This is a genomic window from Pseudarthrobacter phenanthrenivorans Sphe3, assembly GCF_000189535.1.
GTDB classification, from domain to species: Bacteria; Actinomycetota; Actinomycetes; order Actinomycetales; family Micrococcaceae; genus Arthrobacter; species Arthrobacter phenanthrenivorans.
The window spans coordinates 1,315,484-1,340,782 of the sequence record NC_015145.1 but is presented as its reverse complement, the minus strand read 5'-3'; the positions used below and the strand labels follow the sequence as shown (position 1 = coordinate 1,340,782).

Sequence of the window (25,299 nt, the reverse complement as noted above, 5' to 3'; positions counted from 1 at the left end):
GCTACAGCTGGACCTCGATGATGCCGTCAACGATCCGCGTGCGGAAGGTCGCCAGGCCCAGGCCCGGGGTGCTGAAGCATTCACCGGTTTCCAGGTCGTAGACCTCTTTGTGCAGGGGCGAGGCGATGGTGGGACGGGTGCCCTTCGAGCCCAGGATGCCCCGGGCCATGACGTGCGCTCCGGTCGCCGGGTCCTCGTGGGACACCGCGAAAACCTGGGCGGCGCCCGTACGGAACAGGGCAACCTGGCGTCCAGCGATCAGGGCGGCTTCACCCCAGGCCGGTTCCAGGTCGTCCACGGCGCAGACGCTGTGCCAGCCGGATGCGGCCTCGTCCAGGCCGGCTTCAAGTGCCCCAAGTTCCAGTGTTGCCGTCATGTCCGGCCCCTCTCCCTGTGCGTATAGTCCTTCTCCATGGCCCCTTCTGCGGCCGTGTTCCACGCTAGGCTCCGGGTGTTTCAAAGGCATGCAGCCAATGTGTCCAGCGGGTAAAAGACACCTCACGTCCCCGGAAATGCGTTCGTGATGCAGAAGTTAAGTTGACGAAACAATCGGGAAACTGAAGCGAAACTGCGGCTTCCTAGTCTGGATGGACAGCTCGTCAGAGAAGGCTGCAGGGAAAACTGCCTGCGGCCCATGCGAAAGGCCCATCAGTGACCGAACAGACTTCCCGTACAGAGACTCCGCGCCGCATCGTCGTCGCCGGTGGCGGCCCGGCAGCCCACCGCTTTGCCGACGCGATGCACGCCCGTGGCCTCGATGGCTGGCATGTCACGGTGCTCACCGAAGAGGTCCACCTTCCCTATGACCGGGTCGCATTGTCCAAGGCCCTCACTGACAAGGACGTTGACCTGACCCTTGGCACGGCCTCCATGTGGGACCACCCGTCCCTGGAACTGAAAACCGGCGAGCGGGTCATTAAGATCAACGCCGAGGCCAAGAGCGTGGAAACGGCTGCCGGCAACGTCTTCGACTATGACGAACTGGTGGTGGCCACCGGTTCCAATGCCGCCCGCCTTCCCATCCCCGGCGCTGACAAGACGCACGTCTACCGGACCCTGGAGGATGTCTGGGCCATCAACAAGGCCATCGCGGAACTGCGCGAAAAGCTGGGCCGCAAGGTCAACGCCGTCACCATCGGCGGCGGGCTGCTCGGGCTCGAATCGGCCGCCGGCACCGAACAGCTGGGCGCCAACCCGATCGTCATCGACGGGTCGCAGTGGCTGATGGCCACCCAGCTTGACGAAGGCGCAGGCCAGGCGATGGGCCGCCTCATCAAGGCCAAGGGCTTTGAAGTCCACGGCGGCGTCTTCCCGTCCGAGGTTATTTCCGACGACGACGGCCAGGTCACCGGAGTCCTCATGGCTGACGGCCGGGTCATCGACGCGGACATCGTGATCGTGGCCATCGGCGTCCGGCCGCGGGACGAGCTTTTCCGCGCCGCCGAAGGCGAAGAGCAGGTGTTCAGCCTGGGCCAGCGCGGCGGCGTGGTCATCAATGACTTCTGCGCCACCGAGGTACCCGGAATCTGGGCCATCGGCGAGGTAGCCAACTTCGGCGGCATGTGCCTTGGCCTGGTGGCCCCCGCCAACACCATGGCCGAAATCGTCGCGGACCGGCTTCACGGCGGCGACGCCACCTTCCCCGGCTTCGACACCGCCACCAAGCTGAAGCTCTCCGGCGTGGACGTTGCCAGCTTTGGGGACGCCTTCGCCAAGACCGAGCACGCGCTCGAGATCGTCTACGCAGACCCGGCCCGCGGCGTGTACCAGAAGATCGTCACCACGGACGACGCCAAGACCCTCCTGGGCGGCATCTTCGTCGGCGACGCCTCACCGTACATGAGCCTGCGCCCCCTGCTGGGCCGGGAACTCCCCGCCGAGCCCGGCGCGTTCCTCAGCGCCGCCGGCGGCGGCGAGGCCCCCGAGACCGAACTGCCCGACGACGCCACCCTCTGCTCCTGCAACAACGTCACAGCCGGGACCATCCGGGACACCATCAACGGCTGCGGCGCCTGCGAAGGCAACGCACCCGTCCAGGAACTCGGCGAGCTCAAGGGCTGCACCCGTGCCGGTACCCAGTGTGGTTCCTGCGTCCCCATGCTGAAGAAGCTGCTGGAAACCGAACTGACCAAGTCCGGCGTCGAGGTCTCCAAGGCCCTCTGCGAACACATCGAACTGTCCCGCCAGGAACTGTTCGACGCCATCCGCGTCCTGGAACTGACCTCCTTCGAGGAGATCATGGCCAAGTACGGCACCGGCGCCGGCTGCGACATCTGCAAGCCAACCATCGCCAACATCCTGGCCAGCCAGAACAGCGCCTACGTTCTGGACGCCGGCCGCGGCACCCTGCAGGACACCAACGACCGTGCCCTGGCCAACATGCAGAAGGACGGCACCTACTCGGTTGTCCCGCGCATTGCCGGCGGCGAAATCACTCCCAAGAAGCTCGGCGTGATCGCCGCCGTCGCCGAAAAGTACAACCTGTACACCAAGATCACCGGCGGGCAGCGGATCGACATGTTCGGCGCCCGGCTGGAGCAACTGCCGGAAATCTGGAAGGAACTGGTGGACGCCGGCTTCGAATCCGGCCAGGCCTACGGCAAGAGCCTGCGCACCGTGAAGTCGTGCGTGGGTTCCACCTGGTGCCGGTTCGGCGTCCAGGATTCGGTAGCCATGGCCATCCAGCTGGAACTGCGTTACCGCGGCCTCCGCAGCCCGCACAAGCTCAAGATGGGCGTCTCCGGCTGTGCCCGCGAATGCGCCGAGGCCCGGGGCAAGGACGTGGGCGTCATCGCCACCGCCGACGGCTGGAACCTGTACGTCGGCGGCAACGGCGGCGCCACCCCGGCCCACGCCCAGCTGCTGGCCAAGGACCTCGACGACGAAACGCTGATCAAGTACATCGACCGCTACTTCATGTACTACATCCGCACCGCGGACCGGCTCCAGCGCACCGCACGCTGGCAGGAAGAGCTCGACGGCGGCATCAAGCACGTCGAGGACGTCGTCGTGAAGGACACCCTGGGCATCGCCGCGGACCTCGAAGCTGCCATGGCCAAGCACGTGGACACCTACATCGACGAATGGGCAGACACCCTGAAGGACCCCGAGCGCCTTCGCCGGTTCCGCTCCTTCGTCAACGCCCCTGACCAGAAGGACGATTCCATCACCTTCGTCCCCGACGAGCGCGGCCAGATGCGCCCTGCCACGCCCGAGGAGAAGGGCAAGGTCCTCATCGGCGCCTCCATCCCCGTACGCACCGGCAACGAGAGCGAGGTATAGGCATGCAGCTCAGCATTGACCTGACCGGCCGGGAAGTCCTGGTCACCGGCTCGGACCACGCTGCCCGCCAGGCGGTCCGCCGCTACGAAGCCGCGGGCGCCGTCGTCTCCCGCCTGAGCAGCCCCCAGGGGGCAGGACATGACGGACCGCTGCCCGAACGCCCGTTCCTGGTGGCCGCGGTGGACGACGGACAGCCCGGCTGGGAGAACCTCCTGGACCGGTGCCGCGCAGCCGGCATTCCCGTTGCCGCCGAACCCGCCGCGGGTGCTCCCGGCCAGGTGACCCTGGTGGGCGGCGGCCCCGGCACCACCGAACTCCTCACCATCGCCGCCATCAAGGCCCTTCGCGACGCCGACGTGGTGTTCTACGACCGGCTGGCGCCGTACCAGGAGCTCCCTTCCCTGACCTCGGCCGAGCTTGTGGACGTTGGCAAGAAGCCGGGCCACCACAAGGTCAGCCAGTGCGACATTGAAAAGCTCATGGTGGAAAGCGCATTGGCCGGCAACAACGTGGTCCGGCTCAAGGGCGGAGACCCCTACGTCTTCGGCCGGGGCGGCGAGGAAGTTGCAGCCTGTGTGGCAGCCGGCGTCAAAGTCCGCGTCATCTCCGGGGTCACCAGCGCCATCTCGGTTCCGGCCGCCGCAGGAATCCCGGTCACGCACCGGGAAGTCAGCCACATGTTCACCGTGGTTTCCGGGCACGCCCCACTGACCGAGAAGGAGCACCAGCACCTTGCCGGGCTGGGCGGCACGATCGTTGTGCTGATGGGCATCGGCACGTTGCACCAGCTCGCCGCAGGACTGCGCCGGGCCGGGATGCGGCCCGACATGCCCATGGCAGTCGTGGAGCGCGGATACCGGCCCGGACAGCGCACCACCATTGCCGACCTGGGCACCATCGCCTCGGCGGCTGCCGGCTGCAGCAACCCTGCCGTACTGGTCATCGGCGAGGTGGTTCGGGTGGCTGAGGCCAACCGCGGTCATGCCGAGGCCGCCGCCGACCTGGACCGGCTGGCGGCCTCGCTGCTGGGTTCGTGAAAGGATTGACCCCCATGACTGCACTTGCCCCTGCCGACGCTCCGCGGGTTGAAGAAGTACCGGACACTGCCGAATCGCCCTTGGAGGGTTTCCGCATCGGCGTCACCTCCGACCGCCGCTCCAGCGACCTCATCGAGGCCCTGGAACGGCGTGGAGCCGAGGTACTGCACGCCCCCGCGCTGAAGATCGCCCCCGTGCAGGAGGACATGCGGCTCATCGAGGATACGAGGGCCATCATCGAGGCCAGGCCGGACCTCTGCATCGCCACCACCGCCTACGGAATGCGCCGCTGGTGCGAGGCCGCGGATTCCTTCGGCATCGGTGAGCAGCTGCTGGAGGTCCTGGGCAATTGCCGGATGTTTGTCCGGGGACCCAAAGCCCGCGGCGCCGTGCGCGCGGCCGGCCTTGCCGACGTCGGAATCAGCAGCGACGAGACCACCGCAACACTGGTGGACATGCTGCTGGCCGAGGGCGTCCGGGGCAAGACAGTGGCCGTGCAGCTGCACGGCTACACCGACGTCAGGCAGCTTGAGCGCCTCCGCATGTCCGGGGCCACCGTGCTCACGGTCACCCCCTACCGCTGGGTCAAGCCTGACGGCGAGGACAAGCTCCCCCGCCTCATCGAAGCCGTGTGCAGCGGAAACCTTGACGTCCTCACCTTCACCAGTGCCCCCGCCGTCGACGCCCTCTGGAGCACCGCGCACGAGATGGGCGTCTACAAGCAGCTGATAGACACCCTCAAGACCAGCGTCACCACCGCCGTGGTGGGACCTGTCACGGCCCAGCCCCTCCTGGACGCGGGGGTGACGCCGCTCATCCCGGAACGCTTCCGCATGGGCGCATTGATCAGGCTGGTGTGCGAGCACCTTGCCCTGAACCACGTCCGGCGGCTGGATACCAGGTCAGGCAATATCGAGCTCCGCGGCCGCAGCCTGCGCATCGACGGCCAGCCCGTGGAACTGGCACCCGCCCCGCTGCTGCTGCTCCGCGCGCTCCTCGGCGCCGGCGGGGCGGTCCTGTCCCGCGAATCGCTGTCCGACCTGCTGGAACTCCGCGGCTCCGTCCACGCACTGGACATGACCGTCAGCCGGCTGCGGTCCTCTCTCCCGGACGGACGGCTGGTGGAGACAGTGGTGAAGCGCGGCTACCGGATCCGCGTGTGACCCACGGCATTACTGGCTGGTAAACATTGGCGAACGCCCTGCGTTCAACCTGCAACGGGCGGGAAACACCCCGGAAAAAGTGGGAGCCTACGCTGGGTTCCATCATGAAGTTCCGGCCGCTTTCCGGCCGCCAGCGAAAGGGCCAGCACATGTCCGCTCCGGCACCCTCCACGTCCACCACTTCCGGCACCCGCATCGTCATTGCCGGAGCCGGTCCTGCCGCGCAGGCACTTGTCAGCCAGCTGGACCGGGCCCGGTTCACCGGCAGCATCACCGTGCTGAGCAACCGGGACGACACCCCGGAGGCGCTGCTGGAGCTGGCGATGCTCCCCCAGGTCTCCGTCCGGTTCGGCCAGCCGGCAAGCCACATCGACGCCGCCAACCGGACCGTTGCCACGGCGGACGGCATGGAATTCGCCTACGACCAGCTGGTCATTGCCACCGGCTCGGCGCCGGTTGCCGCTCCGGTGAAAGGAGCGGCCCAGTGCCTGAGCTACTCCACCATCGACGACGCCGCCCGCATCGGCGAAGCCGTCAGTGCGGTGGCCCGGGAACTGGGCCGGCGTCCGCTGGGAATCCTGGTGGGCACGGGGGCCGCAGCGGGCCAGGCTGAAGCGGTCCTGCGCGCCCGGGGGGTACGGCCCATCCGCACCACAGCCCGCCCGGCCGCCGTCGTGCCCTCACTCTCCGCCGGCGCACCCGCCGCGTCCGCCGTCATATTCGAGGACGGCAGCAGCATGAACGGCGACCTTGTGGTCCTGGCGGAGGAGCGGGTCTCCCGGGACGGCCTCGCCGCAAGCGCCGGCCTGCGGACCGCTGCCAACGGAGGGATCGTCATCAGCGACGACTTCCGCACATCGGTTCCGGGGATCTGGGCCATCGGTGATGCTGCGGCGTTCGACGGCGTCCGGCTGGGCCTGCTGGTTGCCGCGGCTTCCGCTGCGGGCGCCTGCGCCACCCAACTGCTGACGGCTGCCTGAACAGCAACGCGGGGTCACGCCCGGCCCAATGATCCCCTCGGACAGGGCCGAAAGTGACCTCGCGTTGCCGTTAGTCCGGGTGGGTTTTGGTAGCCATGGCGTGTGGCAAGATGGTTCCGGAAACGCGCGGGCGTCACAAGCGCACCGGCCCCCCGGCCCCTGGAGAGGACCATCATGAGCAACGAAGCCACCCCTTCCGTTCAGGCAGATGCCGCCGGCACCGCCGGTTCCGGCAGCATCGCATCCTTCATCGACCACACCCTGCTGAAGCCGGAGGCCGGTGAGGCGGACGTCCTGAAGGTCTGTGCCGAAGCGGCGGAGTACGGCTTCAAGTCGGTCTGCGTCAACCCGATCTGGGTCAAGACGGTGAAGAACGCCCTCAAGGGCTCCGGCGTCCTCACCTGCTCCGTGGTGGGGTTCCCCCTTGGCGCCACGCCCACGGACGTCAAGACGTTCGAGGCCCGTGGTGCCGTGCTGGACGGGGCCGACGAGGTGGACATGGTGATCAATATTGCCGCCGCCAGGGCCGGGGATAAAGGCGCGCTCATCGACGACATCACCCCGGTGGCCGAGGCAGTACACGCGGGCGGGGCCATCCTGAAGGTGATCATCGAAACCGGCCTGCTCTCGGACAGCCAGAAAGTCCTGGCCTGCGAGGCAGCCGTGGCGGCGGGCGCGGACTTCGTGAAGACATCAACGGGGTTCAACGGCGGCGGCGCAACCGTCGAGGACATTGCCCTGATGCGTAAGACAGTCGGCCCGGGCCTGGGCGTCAAGGCCTCCGGCGGGGTGCGTTCCCTCGAGGACGCGCAGGCTATGATTGCAGCAGGTGCAACACGTATTGGTGCCAGCTCCGGGATCGCAATCGTCAAGGGTGAACAGGGTTCATCCGCCTACTGACGGCAACCGGACGCCGCCACAGATTGAGCCCCGCGGGGCGAGGAGGAAACGAATGTCGAGCAAGATTAGCGGGTCCAGCGAAGGCTCAACGTCCCACGAAGGGTTTGTGCAGACCCCGCAGAACGAGAACAAGCTCGGAACGAGCATCGTTCTTTTCGCTGTCATGATCGCGCTGTTCTTCGGAGCCATCTACTCGCTGTCCTTCCTCACCCTGGACAACCCCTGGCCGATGGCGGTGTGCCTGGGGCTGTTCGCCCTTGCGTTCTGGATCCCGCAGAGCATCCTCGGACGCTCCGACTCCGCAGGCGAACACTAAGCCACCCCAACCAGGTAGCGCTAAGTGTCGTTTTGACGCTCCAAAACGACACTTCCTGCTACCCACTTGGGTATCACGGAACCCCTGGACACTGTCCGGGGGTTCCGTCATTTGTCCGGCCAGAACGTAAGGGCTACAGCCAGAGCCTGGCCCAGGCCAGTGCGGCCTCTGCCGCACGCCCCCAGTGGCTGTGGCCGATGGACCAGGCAGCCACGCACATGCCCACCATGGCGTAGGCGCTGACGGGGATCAGCACAAGCCACTCGCGTTTCGAACCGGCACGGCCCAGCAGCGGCAGGGACAAGGCGCCGTTGGGCCGCCAGACCTGGCGCAGCAGCGGCATCCGCCGCAGGGCCTTGGGCGGCCGCACCACCAACGGCCACAGCAGGGGCACGCCGCCCGTGGTGATGAGGTCCCCCACGATATGGACCACCACGCCGGTCAGCATGGAAACCGGAAGCCAGGTCCACTGGTCCGGCGCGAACCAGGTGACCAGCCCCGCCATGGTCAGCGCAAAGAGCCAGTTGCTGATGAACCCTGCCTTGGGAAACAGTTTCAGGGCCTTGGCCGCGATGTTGATCATGAACATGCACAACAGTCCCGCGCCTACGGACAGCAGCCCCCACTCGGTCTGCAGCTGGACCTGCCCGGCCAGCGTGGCCAACAGCACGAAGAAAGCCGCCCCGAGGACCGAGTGCGTGCCCTGGCGGTGCCCGCCGCTGGCGTTCTCGATCCCGACGGCGATCACGTTGGACAGCGGCGGCAAGGAGTTCGCCACCGTACTGTGCCGGTGGTCCCAGTCGCACACCAGGGCCGTTCCCGCCGTCGCCATCCCGCCGATCAGGATCCCGGTGGCATCCAGCGGGTACCAGCCGAGCGTATACGGGCCCGTTGAGGCAATAGCTACCCACGCCGCGGCTCCCGACGCGGCGTGGTGTCCTCCCATCAAGTGCTAGCTCACCGCCAATGGCGCGTCCGAGAAAATGTTCCGGATGACGCCGTTGGCCCACTCCAGGATTTCCGCGTCCTGCAGGTCCCGCCCGCCGATCCTTGCCGTCTTCGGCTTGGGAATCAGCACTGCGTCGAGGGCAGGCTTGGACTGGGAACCAGGGTACATCCGCGTCAGCCGCATGATCTTGGACTCCGGCAGCTGGGCGGGCGAGAACTTGATGAAGTTGCCCTGCAGCGCTACGTCGGACAGGCCGGCTTCCCGAGCCCCCACCCGGAAGCGCGCCACGTCCACCAGGTTGCGGGCGGGCAGCGGCGGCTCGCCGTAGCGGTCCACCAGCTCGGCCAGCACCTCGTCGATGGCCTCGTTGGTAAGGGCGGAGGCGAGCTTCCGGTAGGCCTCCAGCCGCAGCCGCTCCCCCGGCACGTAGTCATGCGGCAGGTGCGCATTGACCGGCAGCTCGATCTTCATCTCGGCGGCCTTCTCCTCGGCCTCACCACGGTAGTCAGCAACTGCCTCGCCCACCAGCCGGATGTACAAATCGAAGCCCACACCCTGGATGTGCCCTGACTGCTCGCCCCCGAGCAGGTTGCCGGCACCCCTGATCTCCAGGTCCTTCATGGCCAGCTGCATGCCGGCACCGAGCTCATTGTGGGTGGCCACGGCCTTGAGCCGCTCCAGCGCCACCTCGCCCAGCGGTTTTTCCGACGGGTACAGGAAGTAGGCGTAGGCGCGTTCCCGGCCGCGGCCCACGCGTCCGCGGAGCTGGTGCAGCTGGGACAGGCCGTATTTGTCCGCACCGTCCACGATCAGGGTGTTCGCGTTGGAGATGTCCAGTCCGGTTTCGATGATGGTGGTGCACACCAGCACGTCAAAGCGCTTCTCCCAGAAGTCCACGATGATCTGCTCCAGGCGGCTCTCGGACATTTTGCCGTGCGCCACCTCCACCCGTGCCTCGGGCACCAGCTCGCGGATCTTGGCGGCCGTGCGTTCGATGGTGGACACGCGGTTGTGGACGAAGAAGACCTGCCCTTCGCGCATGAGCTCGCGGCGGATCGCGGCTGAGGTCTGCTTATCCGTGTACGGGCCCACGTAGGTCAGGACCGGGTGGCGTTCTTCCGGCGGCGTGGCCAGGGTGGAGGTTTCCCGGATTCCGGTCAGGGACATCTCCAGGGTGCGCGGAATGGGCGTGGCGCTCATGGCGAGGACGTCCACGTTGGTGCGCATTTTCTTCAAGGCTTCCTTGTGCTCCACCCCGAAGCGCTGCTCCTCGTCCACGATGACCAGGCCCAGGTCCTTGAACTCGAAGTCCTTGGACAGCAGGCGGTGGGTGCCGATCACCACGTCCACGGTGCCGTTCTTGACGCCCTCCGCCGTTTCCTTCGCCTCCTTGGACGCCTGGAACCGGGAGAGCGGCTTCACGCGCAGCGGGAAGCCGGAGAACCGCTCGGTGAACGTTTCGTAGTGCTGCTGTGCGAGCAGGGTGGTGGGCACCAGCACAGCCACCTGCTTGCCGTCCTGGACCGCCTTGAACGCCGCCCGCACCGCGATCTCGGTCTTGCCGTAGCCCACGTCGCCGGAAACCAGGCGGTCCATGGGGATTTCCCGCTCCATGTCGGCTTTGACCTCGTTGATGGTGGTCAGCTGGTCCGGCGTCTCCACGTACGGGAAGGCCTCCTCCAGTTCCCGCTGCCAGGGCGTGTCCGGCCCAAAGGCATGCCCCCGGGACGCCATCCGGGCCGAGTAGAGGCGGATCAGCTCGCCGGCGATCTCCTTGACGGCCTTGCGTGCCTTGGACTTGGTACTGGCCCAGTCCGCACCGCCCATCTTGCTCAGCACAGGGGTATCCCCGCCGACGTAGCGGGTCACCTGGTCCAGCTGGTCCGTGGGGACGAACAGCCTGTCCCCCGGGGCGCCCCGCTTGGACGGCGCGTACTCCAGGACGAGGTATTCACGCACGCCGTCACCGCCGCCGGCTACCTTGCGCTGGATCAGCTCCACGAACTTTCCAATGCCGTGCTGCTCGTGGACCACATGGTCGCCCGCCACGAGCTGCAGCGGGTCCACCGCGTTGCGCCGCTTGGAGGGCATGCGGCGCATGTCCTTGGTGGACCCGGCGGACGTCCTGCCCAGCAGGTCGGCTTCGGTGAGCAGGCCCAGTTTGAGCCCGTCCAGGACAAAACCGCGTCCGACGACGGCGGTGGTCACCTCGATGATCCCCGCCTGGGGCTCGTGGTCCAGGCTGTCCACGCGGGCACACGGGATGTCGTTTTCGTGAAACAGCTCCGCCAGGCGCTGGGCCGGCCCGGGACCTTCGGTGGCGACGACGATCCGCCATTGGTCCCGCACATGGGATCCAATGAAGTCCATCATTTCCGCCACGTCACCCTGGTAGCCCCGTGGTTCGCGGGCGTGCAGGTTCAGGACGTCGATGTCCGGCAGCAGTTCCTCGTCCTGGGCAAGGGAGGTGATGGACCACCAGGACACGCCATGCTCCAGCGAGGAGGTCCGGGTCTCCGTCAGGGAGCGGAAGCTGGCGGAGTGGAGGGCGGCAGTTGCCTGCGAGCTCAGGTCGAGCGGGGCCGCACCGCCGTCGGAAGCTGTGGACCAGGCCGCCTCAAGGAACTCCTCGTTGGTGGCCGCGAGATCGTGGGCCCGGGTGCGGACTTTCTCCGGCTCGATAATGACGGAAATAGACCCGGCAGGAAGCTGTTCCACGAACGGGACCATGGAGTCCACCAGCACCGGTGCCAGGGATTCCATGCCCTCCACGGCGATGCCGCCGGCGATTTTCTCCAGCATGTCAGCCGCGGCCGGAAGTTGGGACTTGAGCGTGGCGGCGCGGGACATCACGGACGGGGTGATGAGGATCTCGCGGCACGGCGGGGCATGCAGTTCGGTGGGATGGTGAAGGCCGGGCGAGGACAGCGAGCGCTGGTCTGCTACCGCGAACCAGCGCATCTGGTCCACCTCATCGCCGAAGAACTCGACCCGGATGGGGTGGTCCTCCGTAGGCGGGAAGACGTCGATGATGCCGCCGCGGACTGCGAACTCGCCGCGGTGGGTCACCATGTCCACCCGGGCGTATGCGGCGTCGGCCAAGCTACGGACCACGTCGCCGAAAGGTTTCTCCTGACCCACTTTCAGGGTGACCGGGACCAGCTCGCCCAGGCCGGCCACCACCGGCTGGACCACGGCGCGGACGGGAGCCACCACCACACGGAGGGGACCCGCCGCGGAGCTTTCCGGGTGCGCCAGCCGGCGCAGCACCGACAGGCGGCGGCCCACGGTATCCGAACGGGGCGAGAGGCGCTCGTGCGGCAGGGTCTCCCAACTGGGAAACTCCGCAACGCAGTCGGCGGGAAGGTAGGCGCGCAATGCCGCGGCCAGGTCCTCAGCCTCGCGTCCCGTGGCGGTGACGGCCAGCACGACGCCGGACCCTCCGCCGTCGGGCCCTTCCCCTGCGGAGGCAGCGGCTATCCCGTCCGCCATTTCGGCGAGGAGTACCGCGCGCAGCCCGGCGGGTGCGCTGATCTGGTAGTCCTGGCCCCGGACCGCGAACCCGCGGGCAGCCTCTGCGCGCACGCGCGCGAAGGTCTGGTCTGCGGCGAGTGCACGGCGCAGACCGTCCAGCGACGGGCCGTGGTGGGACGGGCCGGGAAGGCTCATGGCAGAAGCTCCTGTGGTTTCAGCGGAAAGCAGGCAACGCGAAAACCCGAAATTCGCTGCGAATCCCGGGTAAACCCAGCCTACCGCGCAGCACGGACAACGCGGGCCGGGACGGGGCTAGTGTGGGTGAAGGGCAGGCAGGTAGGCCGTGGCCGGGGAATGTTCTCCCCGTTTCCGGCCGTCCCCGCAGCCCGCCGCTCCGAACCGCTAAGGACGAACAGGAGTCCCGCATGACCGGAATCAATGCCCAGCGTTCACCCCAAACAGTCCTTGTCACCGGAGCCACCGGCTATATCGGCGGCCGCCTGGTGCCCAGGCTCCTGGAGGCCGGCCACACGGTCAAGGTCCTGGTGCGGTCCCCAGGCAAGATCGCCGGCGTGCCGTGGCGGGACCAGGTGGAGGTAGTGGAAAGCAGCCTCGACGACGGCGATGCCCTCCAAAAGGCGCTGGCCGGCGTCGACGTTTTCTACTACCTGGTGCATTCCATGGCAGCCGGGACGGGGTTCGAGGCGAAGGAAAAAGCCATGGCGCAGACCGCTGCGGAGGCAGCAGCGGCGGCGGGCGTGGCCAGAATCATTTATCTGGGCGGCCTGCACCCCTAGAACGTTGAGCTCTCCACCCACATGCGATCACGGGAGGCCGTGGGCAAGGTCTTCCTTGACGGTCCGGTGGACGCGGTCGTCTTCCAGGCAGGCGTGGTCATCGGTTCCGGTTCGGCCTCCTTCGAAATGATCCGCCACCTCTCCGAGACGCTGCCGCTGATGCCCGCGCCCAGCTGGGTACGGAACAGGATCGAGGCCATCGCAGTGCGGGACGTCCTGTACTACCTGGTCTCGGCAGCCTCGCTGGAAGGCAGCATCAACCGGACCTTCGACATCGGCTCGCGGCAGGTGCTCACCTACGCAGGGATGATGAAGGAATACGCCGCGGAAGCGGGCCTCCCGTACCGGGTGGTCCTGGCGCTGCCCGTGCCGGCGCCAAAGCTCGCAGGCCTGTGGGTGGCACTGACAACACCCATCCCGCTCTCCATGGCGGTGCCGCTGGTCCAGTCCCTGCAGCACGACGCCGTGTCCAACGAACATGACATTGACCAGTACATCCCACTGCCCGACGGCGGCCTCACCGACTACCGCACGGCCGTCGCCCTGGCTTTGGGTAAGGAACGTGACGGCCAGGTGGAGACCACGTGGGCCAACGCCGGTGTTGACTCCGACCCGCTGCCCAGCGACCCAGACTGGGCGGGCCACAAGGTGTACATCGACGAGCGCACTTTCCACGGGGACGTTGACCCTGCCCATGTCTGGACCGTGATCGAGGGAATCGGCGGCCGGAACGGCTGGTACTCCCTTCCGCTGGCGTGGCAGGTGCGCGGCTGGCTGGACAAGCTGACCGGCGGCGCCGGACTCCTGCGGGGGCGCCGGCACCCGCACACCCTGGCTGCCGGTGAAGTGGTGGACTGGTGGCGGGTGGAACGGATCGACCGGGGGAAGCTGCTGCGGCTCCGGGCAGAAATGCGGGCGCCCGGACGCGCCTGGCTGGAACTGTCCGTGGAACCCGACGGCAGCGGCAGCCGTTACCGGCAGCGGGCCATCTTTTTCCCCAAGGGCCTGAGCGGGCGGCTGTACTGGCTGGCCGTCCTCCCGTTCCACAGCCTGATCTTTCCGGCCATGGCCCGGAACATCACCAGCGCTGCCCGGAAGCTGGTCGATGCGGAGCCCGCCCCGATCACCCCGTAGGATGTTTGAGGCCTAATCCGTTCCCCACGTCCCAGGAGGACACATGGCGCTGAGCGCAACTACCACCCTTCCCCATTCCGTCAGCAGCGTTGCCGCTGTGCTGGTGAACGAGGACTTCCAGCGCCACGTCAGCCAGCTGGTGGGCGGCTCCCTGGAGTCCTTCACGGTTGACGGCGACGTTGCCGGTGCCTTCAGCGCAACGTCCGTCCGGACCCTGCCCACCACGCGCCTCCCGGAAATCGCCCGGAAATTCGTGGGCGAGCACTTGAAGGTGACCCAGGTGGAAAGCTGGGACGCACCCGCCGCCGACGGCTCCCGCCAGAGCAACATCTCCCTCAAGATCGCCGGCGCTCCCGTAGACGTCACCGCTGTCCAGCGGCTGGTGGCAGAGGCTGCAGGAACCCGCGTTGAGCTCGAAGGCGAGGTCAAGTCCTCCGTGCCGTTCCTGGGCGGCAAGATCGCGGATGCCGCTGAGCCGATGGTCGCCAAAGCCCTGAACCTGCAGGCGCAGCAGGCCCAGGCCTGGCTGGAAAGCCACTAGTCCGTGGAACTGCCCCTCTTCGCCGCCCTGGTCCTGGTCGTCGCCGGCGTGTGGTCCCTGGTGGTCTGGCCGCAGTTCCTGCGCAGGGTCATGAAGGACCCGCGTGCCCGTGACTCGGCCGGCAAAGCGACCAAATTCCTCACCGTCCATGTGGTGCTCGTAAGCATCTCCATGGTGCTGGGCGCGGCCACGGCCGTCATTGGCGTGATGGGGCTGGTTGGCTAGCTCTGAGGCAGCTCCAAAATGTGGCAGCTCCATAATTGCGCGAAAGGCCCTCCTCCCATCGGGACGAGGGCCTTTCGCTTCTAACCGTAGTGACCAGGGAAGCCCTGGAAGCTACGCCGCCTGGTTAAGTGCGTCCTCTGCGGCCACCCAGGAAATCATGGCGCACTTCACGCGTGCCGCGTACCGGGCCACACCCTCGAACGCGGCAGCATCGCCCAAAAGTTCGGGATCTGCGTGGATCTTGCCCCGGGAACGGAGGACTTCGCGAAAACTGTCGATGGCCTGGTGCAGCTCATCAACCGTCATTCCTTCTGCCAGTTCACTCAGCACGGAAGCCGACGCCATGGAGATGGAGCAGCCTGCCCCGTCCCAGGACACCTGCGCCACTTTCCCGTTTTCCACGGCAAGCCGCAGCGTCACCTCGTCCCCGCACACGGGGTTGAGCTGGTGCGACTGGCCGGTGGACGCGCCGGCCGGGGGCTCCGTTGCGGCGAGCCCACTGCCGTGCCGGGCCTTTGAATGGTCCAGGATGATCTGCTGGTACAGGCTGTCAAGACTCATGGTGTTACCTTCGGTCGTCTTCGTGCTAGGCGCGGAAATAGGCCCGCACGCCGGCCACGGCATCCAGGAATTGGTCGACGTCGTTCGTCGTGTTGTAGAGGTAGGCGCTGGCCCGGCTGGTGGCGGTGAGGCCGAGCCGGCGGTGCAGCGGCTGGGCGCAGTGGTGGCCAACACGCACGGCAATTCCGCGCGAGTCGAGGAACTGTCCGACGTCATGCGCGTGCACCCCTTCGACGTCGAACGCGGCAAGCCCGATGCGTTCCTCCCCCGCCGCGGGGCCAAGGACGCGGATGCCGGGGATGGCCTCAAGGCCGGCCACCATGCGCTGCCCAAGCGCGGTTTCCCACTGATGGATCCGGTCTAGCCCGGTCTCCGTAAGGTAGTTCACAGCTGCGGCAAGGGCTACCGCTTGGGAAATCCGCTGGGTTCCCGCTTCGAAGCGCTGGGGTGCAGGCAGATATTCCGCGCGTTCCATGGTGACGGTGGTGATCATCGAACCGCCGGTCAGGAAGGGCGGGAGGACATCCAGGATCTCCTGCTTGCCGTACAGCACCCCGATTCCGGTGGGGGCGAGCATCTTGTGGCCGGAGAAAACGGCGAAGTCAACGTCCAACTCCTTGACGTCCAGCGGCAGGTGTGGGGCGGACTGGCAGGCGTCCAAAACCACCATGGCGCCCGACCGCCGCGCCAGGCCTACCAGGTCGGCGACGGGGTTGATGGTGCCCAGGACGTTCGAGGCGTGGGTGAACGCGACCAACCGGGTCCTGCTGCCGATGATCTCCCCGGCGGCGTCCATCCGGAGGCGTCCGGCGTCGTCGACGGGGATATGGCGCAGTGTTGCCCCTGTCCGGAAGGCCAATTCCTGCCAGGGGATGAGATTGGCGTGGTGTTCCATCTCGGTGACCACGATTTCGTCACCCGGGTTCAGTGCAAGCTCCCTAAGCCGGGCATCGCCCCTGCCCTGGGCAGCCCAGAGCCCAGCGCTGGACAGCGCGTAGGCCAGGAGGTTGATCCCTTCCGTGGCGTTGGACGTCCAGATGGTCTCGGAATAGTCCGCGCCGACGAAGTCCGCAACCGTTTGGCGTGCGTCCTCGAAGGCTTCCGTGGCCTCCACGGCAAGGTGGTGTGCACCCCGGTGCACCGCTGCGTTGCGCTGTTCGTAGAATTCCTGCTCGGCTTCGATCACGCTCAGCGGGTTTTGGGAGGTCGCCCCCGAGTCCAGGTACACCAGCGGCTGGCCGTTGACCTCCTGGTTCAGGGCCGGGAAGTCGTTGCGGATGCGGAGGACCTCGGCGTCGTCCATGGCCGGCAAAGCGCGTTCCAGCGTGGCAGGCGTGGTTACTACGGCCAAGATGTACTCCTTGAGATGCCAACAAATGACACTCAATTGTCCCACAGCACGGCTGTGGCGGCCGCCCTGGAGGGGCAGCCGCCACAGCCGCTCCGGGCTTCAGCCCGCGGAGCGGAGGGCCGGCGACGGCTGGGGGGAGAGTCTCGGTCTCAGAAGACTCTGACGTCGCCGGCCCCGTCTTACCCGGTCCCTTGGACCGGAAACTTGCGAGGCCTTGTACTGCTGGGGCCGTGCATTGCGGCTGTTTTCCTGCCGCTTGCTTCGACTCCTTAAGTAAATCCTGCTCAGCGCTGGGGTACACGAGTAGGCAGTACTCTATTTCGGCGACCGGGGACTACCGGGATGGGCGGGTGATACCCGGGAGTGTTGTACCGGAAGGGCGGGCAGGAAGCTCCGGGCTCCGCTCCAAGGGGCACGCCAAAGGCCGGCCGCAGCCGCGGACGGCAACAGCTTGTTGGGCCTGCTCTGTGGAGGTTCGGACTATTTGGGAAGTGCGGAGTCCAGCTCATCCCGGCTGCGGACGCCGAGTTTGACGTACGTACGGTACAGGTGGCCCTCGACTGTCCGGACAGAGACCATGAGCCGTTGTGCGATCTCGCGGTCAGTGAGGCCCTGCACAGCAAGCTCCACGATGTCCTGTTCACGGCGGGTGAGGTGGACAGCGGGAGCTGCGGCGATGAAGCGGCCCTCCCGGAAGCGTTCACCCAGTTCATGGTCGCACTTCTCGCGCTGGGCAACGGCCTGCCTGGACCGGCGTCGCTCCCCTGCGTGCTCAAGCACTGTGCTGGCCCGGGCGTAGGCCTCGCGGGCGAGGTTGACGAAGCCGGATTCCTCCAGCGCGGCCGCCGTGTCCATCAGGGTATCGCCGTCTGCGGCCTCCCAATCGACGGACAGCTTCAGCATCGCCGCAGCCCAACGACCCTCCACGCCCTTGGCTGTGCTTTGCACCATGGGGATCACCGAGGGGTCACCCAGGTCCCAGCACACGGCCAGGAGTTCCAGGAGTGTCCCCGCTCTTGAGCTCGCCTCCGGAGTGGTGGCCAGCGTGTGCAGCGAGGCCAGGCCCTTGCCGTCCCGGGACAGGTACTCCCCGGCGGCAGCAACGTAGGCGCCCGCCAGGAAGTCGTGGGCGGGGCCGCCTGCCACCGCGTCCTTGTAGTCCTGTTCAAGCCGCTTGGCCTGTGCCGTGTCCCCCAGCCTGGCTGCTGCATAAAAGCCCAAAGCGGAGCCGAAGCGGAACAGCAGGAGCGGATCGTTGAGCCGCAGGGCCTCCACCGCGGGCAGCAGCAACTGGTAGGCGCGCTCCATGCGGCCCTGCCGAAGCATGGAATAGCCGCGCAGGACCTGCAGGCTGCCGTTGAACGTTGCGGCGGCCAGTGCATGCGCTGCGGCATAACTGTCAAGTTCACGCTCCGCGGACTCCCACTCACCCATCGCGAGGTAGTCGGTGACGAGCCGGCCCAGCACAAACTCAGAAAAGAAGAACAGCTCATTTTCCAGGGCGCGAAGCTCCGAAGCGGCCAGGAGCGCCGCATCGAGTCCCTCCGCGGGCCGGCCCGCAGCGGCGAGGGCGTGGGCCAACAGGGCTTCCGCGAGCGCATTGAGGGGCTGCCCGCCTGTCCCGGTGGAGCTGCGGTTCCTGATCCCGGCCGCGCGGCTTCTGAGCGCTTCCACGTCCACGTCGGCGCCGAACTGGAGCAGCTCCAACAGCTCCTCCTGCCATGCCCGGACGGCCTCCGGTGCGTCCTGGTGCCGTCCGCGCACGTCCTCGGCCAGCGCCGCCAGCTGCTGCCCCGTGGCCTGGTGGGCGAATAAGCGCAGCAGAAGGACCGAAGGGCCGTCCGGGTGGCCGGCCAGCTGCAGCCAGCAGCTGTCCAGCAGTGCGGCGGCGTCGGCGTAGGCGCCCTCGTTGTACAAGGCCCGCGCCTGGATGGCCCGGGCAAGGGGAACGAGTTCCGGGTCATGCACCTTGGCGGCTATGGCACGCGCGCTGCCGTTGCGGAAACGGGCCAGCGCCTCGCGTGAGGCCGCGAGCATCTCACTGTCCGGTACGCGCAGTCCGCACTCAAGAGCCCACTCGACGGACCGCAGCCGGCCTTCCCCGCGAGCTGCCGCGGGGTCCTGGTGCGCCCGGATCTTTTCCAGCAGCTGGAGGCTGCGTGAGACCGAGATGGTGTTTCTGATCGCGTTCGAGAACAGTGCGTTCCACACGGAAAGTTCGGACGGCACCCCGGAATTCTCGACGATCATCTGCTGGTCCAGCAGGGACCGGACCACCGGCGCGCCGCAGATGTCTTCGATGACTTTCCGGCCCACCGGTCCGGCCAGGGCAATGAGTTTCAGCGCTTCCTGTTCCTCCGGCGGCCGTCGAAGGTGGTCCTTCGCCACAACGGCGGTCAATCGGACGCCGTCGGTGGGCAGCGGGCCCAGCAGGACCCAGATGCCGTTCCGCTTGGCAAGGATTCCAGCTTCGGCAGCATCATGCAGCAGGGCGTCCAGTACGCGCGGATTGCCGCCCGAGGCGCTCCAGACGGCGTCCACGGTGGCGTCCGGGACCGTCCCGTCAAGGACGTGGGCCAGTACTTCCTCGATCTGTTCGCGGTTCAACGGGCGGAGGTCCACGCGTTCGGCCAGGCCGTCGTACCACAACTGGTCCAGTGGTTGCGGCAGGCCTGGCCGGGGCCTTGCCCCCGCTACCACGGTTGCCCAGCCGGCGGAGATCAGGTCCGCAACCACGCCTGCGGACGCATCATCGAGGTGGTGGGCGTCATCCACGATCAGGAGGACAGGTGCGCCGTTGCCTGCCTTCAGCTTCTCAAAGTAGCTCCACATGGACCGCAGGACGGCGACGGGCGAGACCGATTCCTCCGCTGTCAGTTCGCCGGTGTAAGGGGTCAGTACCCCGAAAGGCACGGCTGCGAGGGCGGTGCTGCCATGGATCTGCAGCACGTTCAGTTCCCCGGAAAGCCGCTCGGCGATGCCTTCCGTGAGGGAGGATTTTCCAATGCCCGGCCCGGCCATGATAAAAATCGCCTGGCTGGCGCGGTTCCGGACGATATTGCAGATCCGGTCCAGGGGTTCCCGCCGTCCGGCGAGGAGACGGTGTGCAGTAGGCGGCTTGTGGCCGTTAGACGAGTCCAGTCAGATCACCCCTGGAAGTTACGCCGAGCTTGGTGAAGACCTGGTAAAGGTGGCCTTCCACAGTACGCACAGACACACCCATTTCCAAGGCAATGTCCCGGTTGGAGGCCCCCCGGGCTGCCAGCCGGGCAATCTGGCGCTCCCTGCTGGTCAGCAGCGGGCTGCCGCTGCTGGGCACGATGGGAAGATTCGACACGGTGGCGGCCAGGATATCCAGGCGGGCCTGGGCAGTCCTGGCGGTCAGCGGATCACCGGCCTGCCGGGCGAAGTCCACGGCCAGTGCCATGCACCGCGCTTCCACGGCGTCCAGTTCCAGCGTGGCGGCCAGTTCGCCACCGGCCAGCAGGGTCTTGGCATCCTTTGTCCGGCTGCCCACCGCTATGAGCCGCGAAACCTCGGCCAGGGGTCCCTGCCGGTAGCCCGCAATCTCCTCCAGCAGGCGGAAGTCGGCATCACTGCCGTTCACGGTGGCAGCGAGGAGGTTGATTCCGGCCAGCGTGAACCGCCCTGCTTCCATGTTCCGGCGGGCGGACTGTTTGAGTCCGGCCACTGCGTCAGGGTCCCCGAGCCAGCGGCCCGCCACCTGTGCACAAAACTCAACGATGCTTTCAGTGATGAAGCTGGCTGTCTGCCCTGGGGTCCGCTGCAGTTTTGCGAGGTACTTCCGCGCCTGGGCAGCGTTGCCTGTCTGGGCATGGGCCAGTGCGATGGCTGCATGAGCGCAGCGCAGTGCGGCCTGGACGGGCTGGAGCTCCAGCTGGGCGGCAGCGGAGATAAGCGGCTCAAGGGCGGCCGCGCCCCTGCCGGAATAGACGTAGGCGATGCCGGCGGCGAGTTCCGTTGCAGCGCTGCGGAAAGGGAGGCTGTGCGGTTCCTCCCTGCCTTGGGGTGCCAGGAGATCGATGCAGCGCCGCCATTGTCCGGCCATCAGCAGGACCAGGTAGGCCTCCCTGGTGTACCGTTCCCGCAACCCCACAATATGGGAGGCATCGCTGATCTGGCCGCCCAGCTGCCGCATGATGCTCAAGGCGTCCATTTCGCGTCCGGTCATGGCCAGCGAGGTCATCAGCAAGATGGCCGCATTCATCCGGTAGCCGGTATCTGGATTCCTCGCTGGATCAGCAGCCGCCTCGAGGGCGGGGATGATGCCCGCGTAGTCGCCGATGAAAGCGCGGTACTCGAACTGGCTCAAGGCCACCTTGTTTGCTGCGGCTGCTGCCGGCTCAGGCCAGGCAGCAGACCTTGCTGCTTCCTCCAGCCTTGTCCGGGCCTCCCCCAGCAACTCCGGGACATTGCCGGCCTGGTCCGGCAGCCACAGCATTACTTGCGACTTGGCCGCGACGACGTGGGCGTAGTCCTCGACATCGAGGCTGTCCAGTTCCGGCTGTGAAATGTCGTCAAGCGCTGCCATCGCCTGTACGGGCAGGTCCAACTGCAGGTACGCGGCGGCCTTCCGGCACTGGCCCGCAACCCACTGGCGGTCCGTACGTTTGAGCATTTCCGCGTATGTCAGGGCAAACTTGGGATCGAACAGCTGGACCGCGGCGTCGGCGGCCGCGAGGGCCAGTGCGGGGCTCAGCTCTGACTCGCATTCGTGGGTCCAGGCCGCGAAAGCCATGAGTTCATCGACGCTCATGCCTGCAGGATCAGGTTCCACGCCGCCGAGGAGGACGCTGCGCAACTCCCTGCGGCGGGCAATGCTCAGCCACGTCCGCACGACGTCGCCGATGTACTTCTCGCGCAGCGACACCCAGCGATGGTCGGAGGCGTCGATCTCCAGCAGGCCGCCGTCTTCCATGTTGGCGACCACTTCCGCGCCGAAAATGGCGGTTAGCCTGGCCAGTTCCACCCGCCGGGCACAGGAAAGCATCTCAATGACTTCCCGCGTTTCGGGCGTCTCCCGGGACCAGCGGGACCGGACAATGTCGTCAAGGCTGGCAGCGCCCTCCAGCACCACCTTGTCCCGCAGGGTCCAGACCGAATCGGAAAGCACGAGGTTTCCGGAGAGCTGCTGCTCCGTGACGAGCGCCTTGAGCAGAAGCGGGTTCCCGCCGACCATCTGGTGGTAGGTACTGACCAGGGATGCCGACACCCTGTGCCCAAGGAGGGACAACAGGACCTGTCGGGTCTGAAGCTCATTCAGGTTGCTGAGCCGGACTTCGGTGAGGCGGCGGTCCGTCAGCAGCCAATGGAAGTCCGCGGGAAGATCGCTGGTTTTCGGTGCGACGGCGACAATCTTTGCGGTGCCCGTCAAGAGTACGTTCAGCAGCACCCCGGCACTCATGTCGTCGATGCTTCCGGAAGTGTCCAGGGTGATGACGCAGGGCCGGCCGCCGGCGTCACTGCGGATCAGCGAGGTGATGCCCCGCAGAATGGCCGTGGGCGAACCCATGTAGGCCTGGGGAAGCCGGGCAAGCAGGAAGGAAAGGCAGCCGTAGGGAGTGCTCGAGCCGGCCGGCCCGCTGCGCAACTGCAGCGACCAGACATCCGGTCCGAGGTCCATGACGGCCGCCCGGGCAAGTGAGGACTTTCCCACCCCACGGCCCCCCGTGATGACCACCCCGAGGGAGTCTTCCCTGGTGAGGGCGCTGCGGACGGATTCAAGGTGCGCTCCCCGGGCAGGGGCAGACCACAGCTGCCCCTCCGGCGTTCCGGAAGTATCTTTCTTCGGCCCAACGTCGTGAGGTGTTGACCCACGTCCCCAGCTAAGTGGCTCGATTGACATGAACTTATCCCCTACATCCCGCGATAGCGGGGTGTGGCCCCATTGCTCCCCCGCATAGGAAGAAGCGTACCCTCCGGTAGAGACAACGAAACAGGGCCTAAGGCCTTAAAGTTTCTATGTTGCTAGCCCGCGGATTTTGCAGGATGGAACTTTTGCTGCGCTGCCGTCAGGCCGTCCTGCAGCAGCACTTCGACTGCGTCCGCAGCCTCATCCAGCAGGAAAGGCAGTTCCTTCAACTCTGCAGAACCAAAGTTCCGGAGGACGTAATCAGCTGTGTCCATGCGTCCCGGCGGCCGCCCCACCCCCACCCGGACCCGCAGGTAATCCTTCGTGGCCAGGGTTTTGGAGATATCCCGCAGCCCGTTGTGGCCGCCTTCGCCGCCGCCGAGCTTCAGTTTCACTGTATTAAAGGGAATGTCGATTTCGTCGTGGACGGCAACCACACGGTCCGGTGAGATGCCGTAGAAGTTGGCGAGCGCGGCCACCGGTCCGCCGGAAACATTCATATAGGTCATCGGTTTGGCCAGCACAACACGGGGCCCGCCGATGCCAAGGCGTCCCTCGAGGACCTGCGCACGCGCCTTGTGGCTCTTGAAACCGGCGCCCATCCGGGCCGCAAGCTCGTCAAGGACCATTTGCCCGACGTTGTGCCTGTTGCCTTGGTACTGAGCTCCGGGGTTTCCGAGGCCAACGATGAGCCAGGTGTCAGTCATGAGTCAATCCTAGGGTGGGGCACTCGGCGATCCGGTGCCGGCAACGGACAGTTAACATGCCAGTGGCCGGACCCCATGGGAGTCCGGCCACTGGCACACAAGGGGGCAGCTTACTCGGCTGCAGCTTTCTCTGCAGCTTCAGAAGCTTCACCGGAAACAGCTTCGCCGCCTTCGGTGGCGCCCTCTTCTTCCGTAACGGTGGCCTCGGAGATGTTGATCACGAGCGCCTCGGCGTCGGTCAGCAGGACTGAGCCCTTGGGCAGTACCAGGTCGGAAGCGTGGATGTGCTCGCCGGCGGCGCGGCCTTCGATGCTGACCTCGACGGACTCGGGCAGGTGGGTTGCCTCGGCCTCGAGGGACACAACGGTCAGCTCCAGGTTGTGCACGGTGCCGGGGGCGGTTTCGCCGCTGACGTGGACCGGAACGTCAACCGTAACCTTTTCGCCCTGGCGGACGGTCAGGAGGTCGATGTGCTCGATGATCTGCTTGATCGGGTCGCGCTGGACGTCCTTCACCAGGGCCAGGTGGCCCTCGCCGTTGATGTCCAGGGACAGCAGCGCGTTGGCGGTGCGGACAGCCAAGGTGGTGGCCTTGGCCGGCAGGGTGACGTGGATGGGGTCCGCGCCATGGCCATAGATGACGGCGGGGATCAGGTTGGCCATCCGGGCGCGGCGGGCGTAGCCCTTGCCGAATTCGGTGCGTACTTCTGCTGCGAGCTTCTGCTCAGACATGGAAAACTCCTTGAATACTAAACGGTGTTCAGCAAGGGCGGAGGTCTGTTGCGACCTTCAACGCCGGGCGGCCGGAGGCGGCCCTTCAAGAAGGCAGCCCTTCCAGTGGAAGGGCAGATCAGACCCAGTCGATAACGGAGACCTGCGGCGGCCTGCCGGTACAAACCGGCATTCCGATGCTCTCCCTCGCCAAGGTATCGCTGACCAGCTTACCAGCGCCGTGCGGGTTAACAGAAAACGGGCCCTGCTCCCGGCGGCCGTGTGATTGGCCGCCGGGCAGGGCCCGTGGTCAAAGGGTCAGGCGTTGCCGTCGAAAAGGCTGGTGACCGAGCCGTCGTCGAACACTTCACGGACGGCGCGTGCGATCAGCGGTGCGATGGACAGCACCGTCAACTGCGGGAACCGCTGGGAGGAAGTGAGCGGCAGCGTGTTGGTGACCACCACTTCACGGGCCCCGGATTCTGAGAGGCGCTTGGCCGCGGGATCGGAGAACACCGCGTGGGTGGCCGCGATGATGACGTCCTTCGCACCCGCGTTCTTCAGCACCTGGACCGCCCCGGAGATGGTTCCGCCGGTGTCGATCATGTCATCGATCAGGACGCAGGTGCGACCCTCGATCTGGCCTACCACGGTTTTGGAAACCGCTTGGTTGGGCACCGTCAGGTCGCGCATCTTGTGCACGAACGCTAGCGGGGCTCCGCCGAGGCGTTCGGCCCACTGCTCAGCGACCCGGACGCGTCCGGTATCCGGGGAGACAACCGTGACGTTCTCGGCGTCCACACGGGTCCGGATGTAGTCGGCGAGCAGCGGGATGGCCATGAGGTGGTCCACGGGGCCGTCAAAGAAGCCCTGGATCTGGGACGTGTGCAGGTCCACGCTCATGATGCGGTCCGCGCCGGCCGTCTTGTACAGGTCCGCCACCAGGCGGGCCGAAATGGGTTCGCGGCCGCGGCCCTTCTTATCCTGGCGGGCATAGGGGTAGAAGGGCGAAACAACGGTGATGCGCTTGGCCGAGGCCCGCTTGAGCGAATCGATCATGATCAGCTGTTCCATGAGCCAGTTGTTCAGCGGGGCCGGGTGCGCCTGGATGACAAACGCGTCCGTTCCGCGCACGCTCTCGCCGGCGCGGACGTAGATCTCACCGTTGGCGAAGTCGTAGGCATCCACGGGCAGCAGGTCCGTACCGAGCTCCTTGGCGATCTCCCGGGCCAGTTCGGGGTGGGCCCGGCCGGTGGCGAGCACCAGTTTCTTCTCGCCGCGCGCCGTAATTTCGCTCATG

Annotated in this window: 18 protein-coding genes and 1 pseudogene; 9 read left to right on the top strand and 10 right to left on the bottom strand. The window is 66.7% G+C overall.

All coding sequences use genetic code 11. The features are described 5' to 3' along the window. Position 1: 1 nt before the first annotated feature. Positions 2 to 376, bottom strand: coding sequence for a nitrite reductase small subunit NirD (gene nirD / locus ASPHE3_RS06225; protein ID WP_013600380.1), 375 nt, complete (start codon positions 374 to 376; stop codon positions 2 to 4). A gap of 275 nt (positions 377 to 651) precedes the next feature. Here nirD and nirB point away from each other — a divergent pair, with 275 nt between their 5' ends. The 6 genes from nirB to ASPHE3_RS06195 all read left to right on the top strand — a co-directional run bounded on the left by nirB (position 652) and on the right by ASPHE3_RS06195 (position 7,678). Then, entirely contained in the window at positions 652 to 3,282 is a 2,631-nt protein-coding gene (gene nirB, locus ASPHE3_RS06220; protein ID WP_013600379.1) for a nitrite reductase large subunit NirB, read from the top strand. Between the two features lie 2 nt (positions 3,283 to 3,284). Next, positions 3,285 to 4,319, top strand: a complete 1,035-nt coding sequence (cobA, locus tag ASPHE3_RS06215) for a uroporphyrinogen-III C-methyltransferase (protein ID WP_013600378.1) — start codon at positions 3,285 to 3,287, stop codon at positions 4,317 to 4,319. 14 nt (positions 4,320 to 4,333) lie between these two features. Next, on the top strand, positions 4,334 to 5,482 hold the full coding sequence (locus ASPHE3_RS06210; protein WP_013600377.1) for a uroporphyrinogen-III synthase: 1,149 nt from the start codon (positions 4,334 to 4,336) through the stop codon (positions 5,480 to 5,482). A gap of 149 nt (positions 5,483 to 5,631) precedes the next feature. Continuing rightward, positions 5,632 to 6,462: an FAD-dependent oxidoreductase gene (locus tag ASPHE3_RS06205; RefSeq protein ID WP_041652635.1), complete on the top strand. Its 831-nt coding sequence runs from the start codon at positions 5,632 to 5,634 to the stop codon at positions 6,460 to 6,462. Between the two features lie 174 nt (positions 6,463 to 6,636). Then, positions 6,637 to 7,362 (top strand): deoxyribose-phosphate aldolase, encoded by a 726-nt coding sequence (gene deoC / locus ASPHE3_RS06200; RefSeq protein ID WP_013600375.1) that lies wholly within the window; start codon positions 6,637 to 6,639, stop codon positions 7,360 to 7,362. Between the two features lie 52 nt (positions 7,363 to 7,414). Further along, on the top strand, positions 7,415 to 7,678 hold the full coding sequence (locus tag ASPHE3_RS06195) for a hypothetical protein (RefSeq protein ID WP_013600374.1): 264 nt from the start codon (positions 7,415 to 7,417) through the stop codon (positions 7,676 to 7,678). Between the two features lie 133 nt (positions 7,679 to 7,811). Here ASPHE3_RS06195 and ASPHE3_RS06190 read toward each other — a convergent pair whose 3' ends face one another. Both ASPHE3_RS06190 and mfd read right to left on the bottom strand, forming a co-directional pair. Then, on the bottom strand, positions 7,812 to 8,624 hold the full coding sequence (locus ASPHE3_RS06190) for a metal-dependent hydrolase (RefSeq protein ID WP_013600373.1): 813 nt from the start codon (positions 8,622 to 8,624) through the stop codon (positions 7,812 to 7,814). 6 nt (positions 8,625 to 8,630) lie between these two features. Beyond that, positions 8,631 to 12,296 carry a transcription-repair coupling factor gene (mfd, locus tag ASPHE3_RS06185; RefSeq protein ID WP_013600372.1) on the bottom strand — a complete coding sequence of 1,222 codons (3,666 nt, stop codon included), beginning with the start codon at positions 12,294 to 12,296 and terminating at the stop codon, positions 8,631 to 8,633. A 230-nt stretch (positions 12,297 to 12,526) separates the two neighbouring features. Here mfd and ASPHE3_RS06180 point away from each other — a divergent pair. The 3 genes and pseudogenes from ASPHE3_RS06180 (at position 12,527) to ASPHE3_RS06170 (ending at position 14,798) form a co-directional block, all read left to right on the top strand. Then, positions 12,527 to 14,032: pseudogene (locus tag ASPHE3_RS06180) on the top strand (SDR family oxidoreductase). 43 nt (positions 14,033 to 14,075) lie between these two features. Beyond that, on the top strand, positions 14,076 to 14,573 hold the full coding sequence (locus tag ASPHE3_RS06175; protein ID WP_013600371.1) for a DUF2505 domain-containing protein: 498 nt from the start codon (positions 14,076 to 14,078) through the stop codon (positions 14,571 to 14,573). Between the two features lie 3 nt (positions 14,574 to 14,576). Further along, complete coding sequence (locus ASPHE3_RS06170) at positions 14,577 to 14,798, top strand: SCO4848 family membrane protein (protein ID WP_013600370.1); 222 nt, start codon at positions 14,577 to 14,579, stop codon at positions 14,796 to 14,798. Positions 14,799 to 14,909: 111 nt separating this feature from the next. Here ASPHE3_RS06170 and sufU read toward each other — a convergent pair whose 3' ends face one another. From sufU to ASPHE3_RS06135, 7 genes are all read right to left on the bottom strand, one after another. Next, positions 14,910 to 15,359 (bottom strand): Fe-S cluster assembly sulfur transfer protein SufU, encoded by a 450-nt coding sequence (gene sufU, locus ASPHE3_RS06165; RefSeq protein ID WP_013600369.1) that lies wholly within the window; start codon positions 15,357 to 15,359, stop codon positions 14,910 to 14,912. 25 nt (positions 15,360 to 15,384) lie between these two features. Further along, entirely contained in the window at positions 15,385 to 16,710 is a 1,326-nt protein-coding gene (locus ASPHE3_RS06160) for a cysteine desulfurase (protein WP_013600368.1), read from the bottom strand. A 480-nt stretch (positions 16,711 to 17,190) separates the two neighbouring features. Then, entirely contained in the window at positions 17,191 to 19,731 is a 2,541-nt protein-coding gene (locus tag ASPHE3_RS22815; protein ID WP_013600367.1) for a LuxR C-terminal-related transcriptional regulator, read from the bottom strand. Positions 19,732 to 19,837: 106 nt separating this feature from the next. Further along, a complete protein-coding gene (locus tag ASPHE3_RS06150; RefSeq protein WP_013600366.1) occupies positions 19,838 to 22,576 on the bottom strand; it encodes a helix-turn-helix transcriptional regulator in 2,739 nt (912 codons plus the stop codon). Between the two features lie 122 nt (positions 22,577 to 22,698). Further along, the gene (gene pth / locus ASPHE3_RS06145; RefSeq protein WP_013600365.1) at positions 22,699 to 23,289 is read right to left on the bottom strand and encodes an aminoacyl-tRNA hydrolase; all 591 of its coding nucleotides are present in this window, start codon (positions 23,287 to 23,289) and stop codon (positions 22,699 to 22,701) included. A gap of 110 nt (positions 23,290 to 23,399) precedes the next feature. Then, entirely contained in the window at positions 23,400 to 24,020 is a 621-nt protein-coding gene (locus ASPHE3_RS06140; protein WP_013600364.1) for a 50S ribosomal protein L25/general stress protein Ctc, read from the bottom strand. A gap of 297 nt (positions 24,021 to 24,317) precedes the next feature. Beyond that, complete coding sequence (locus ASPHE3_RS06135) at positions 24,318 to 25,298, bottom strand: ribose-phosphate diphosphokinase (protein ID WP_013600363.1); 981 nt, start codon at positions 25,296 to 25,298, stop codon at positions 24,318 to 24,320. Position 25,299: the final 1 nt, after the last annotated feature.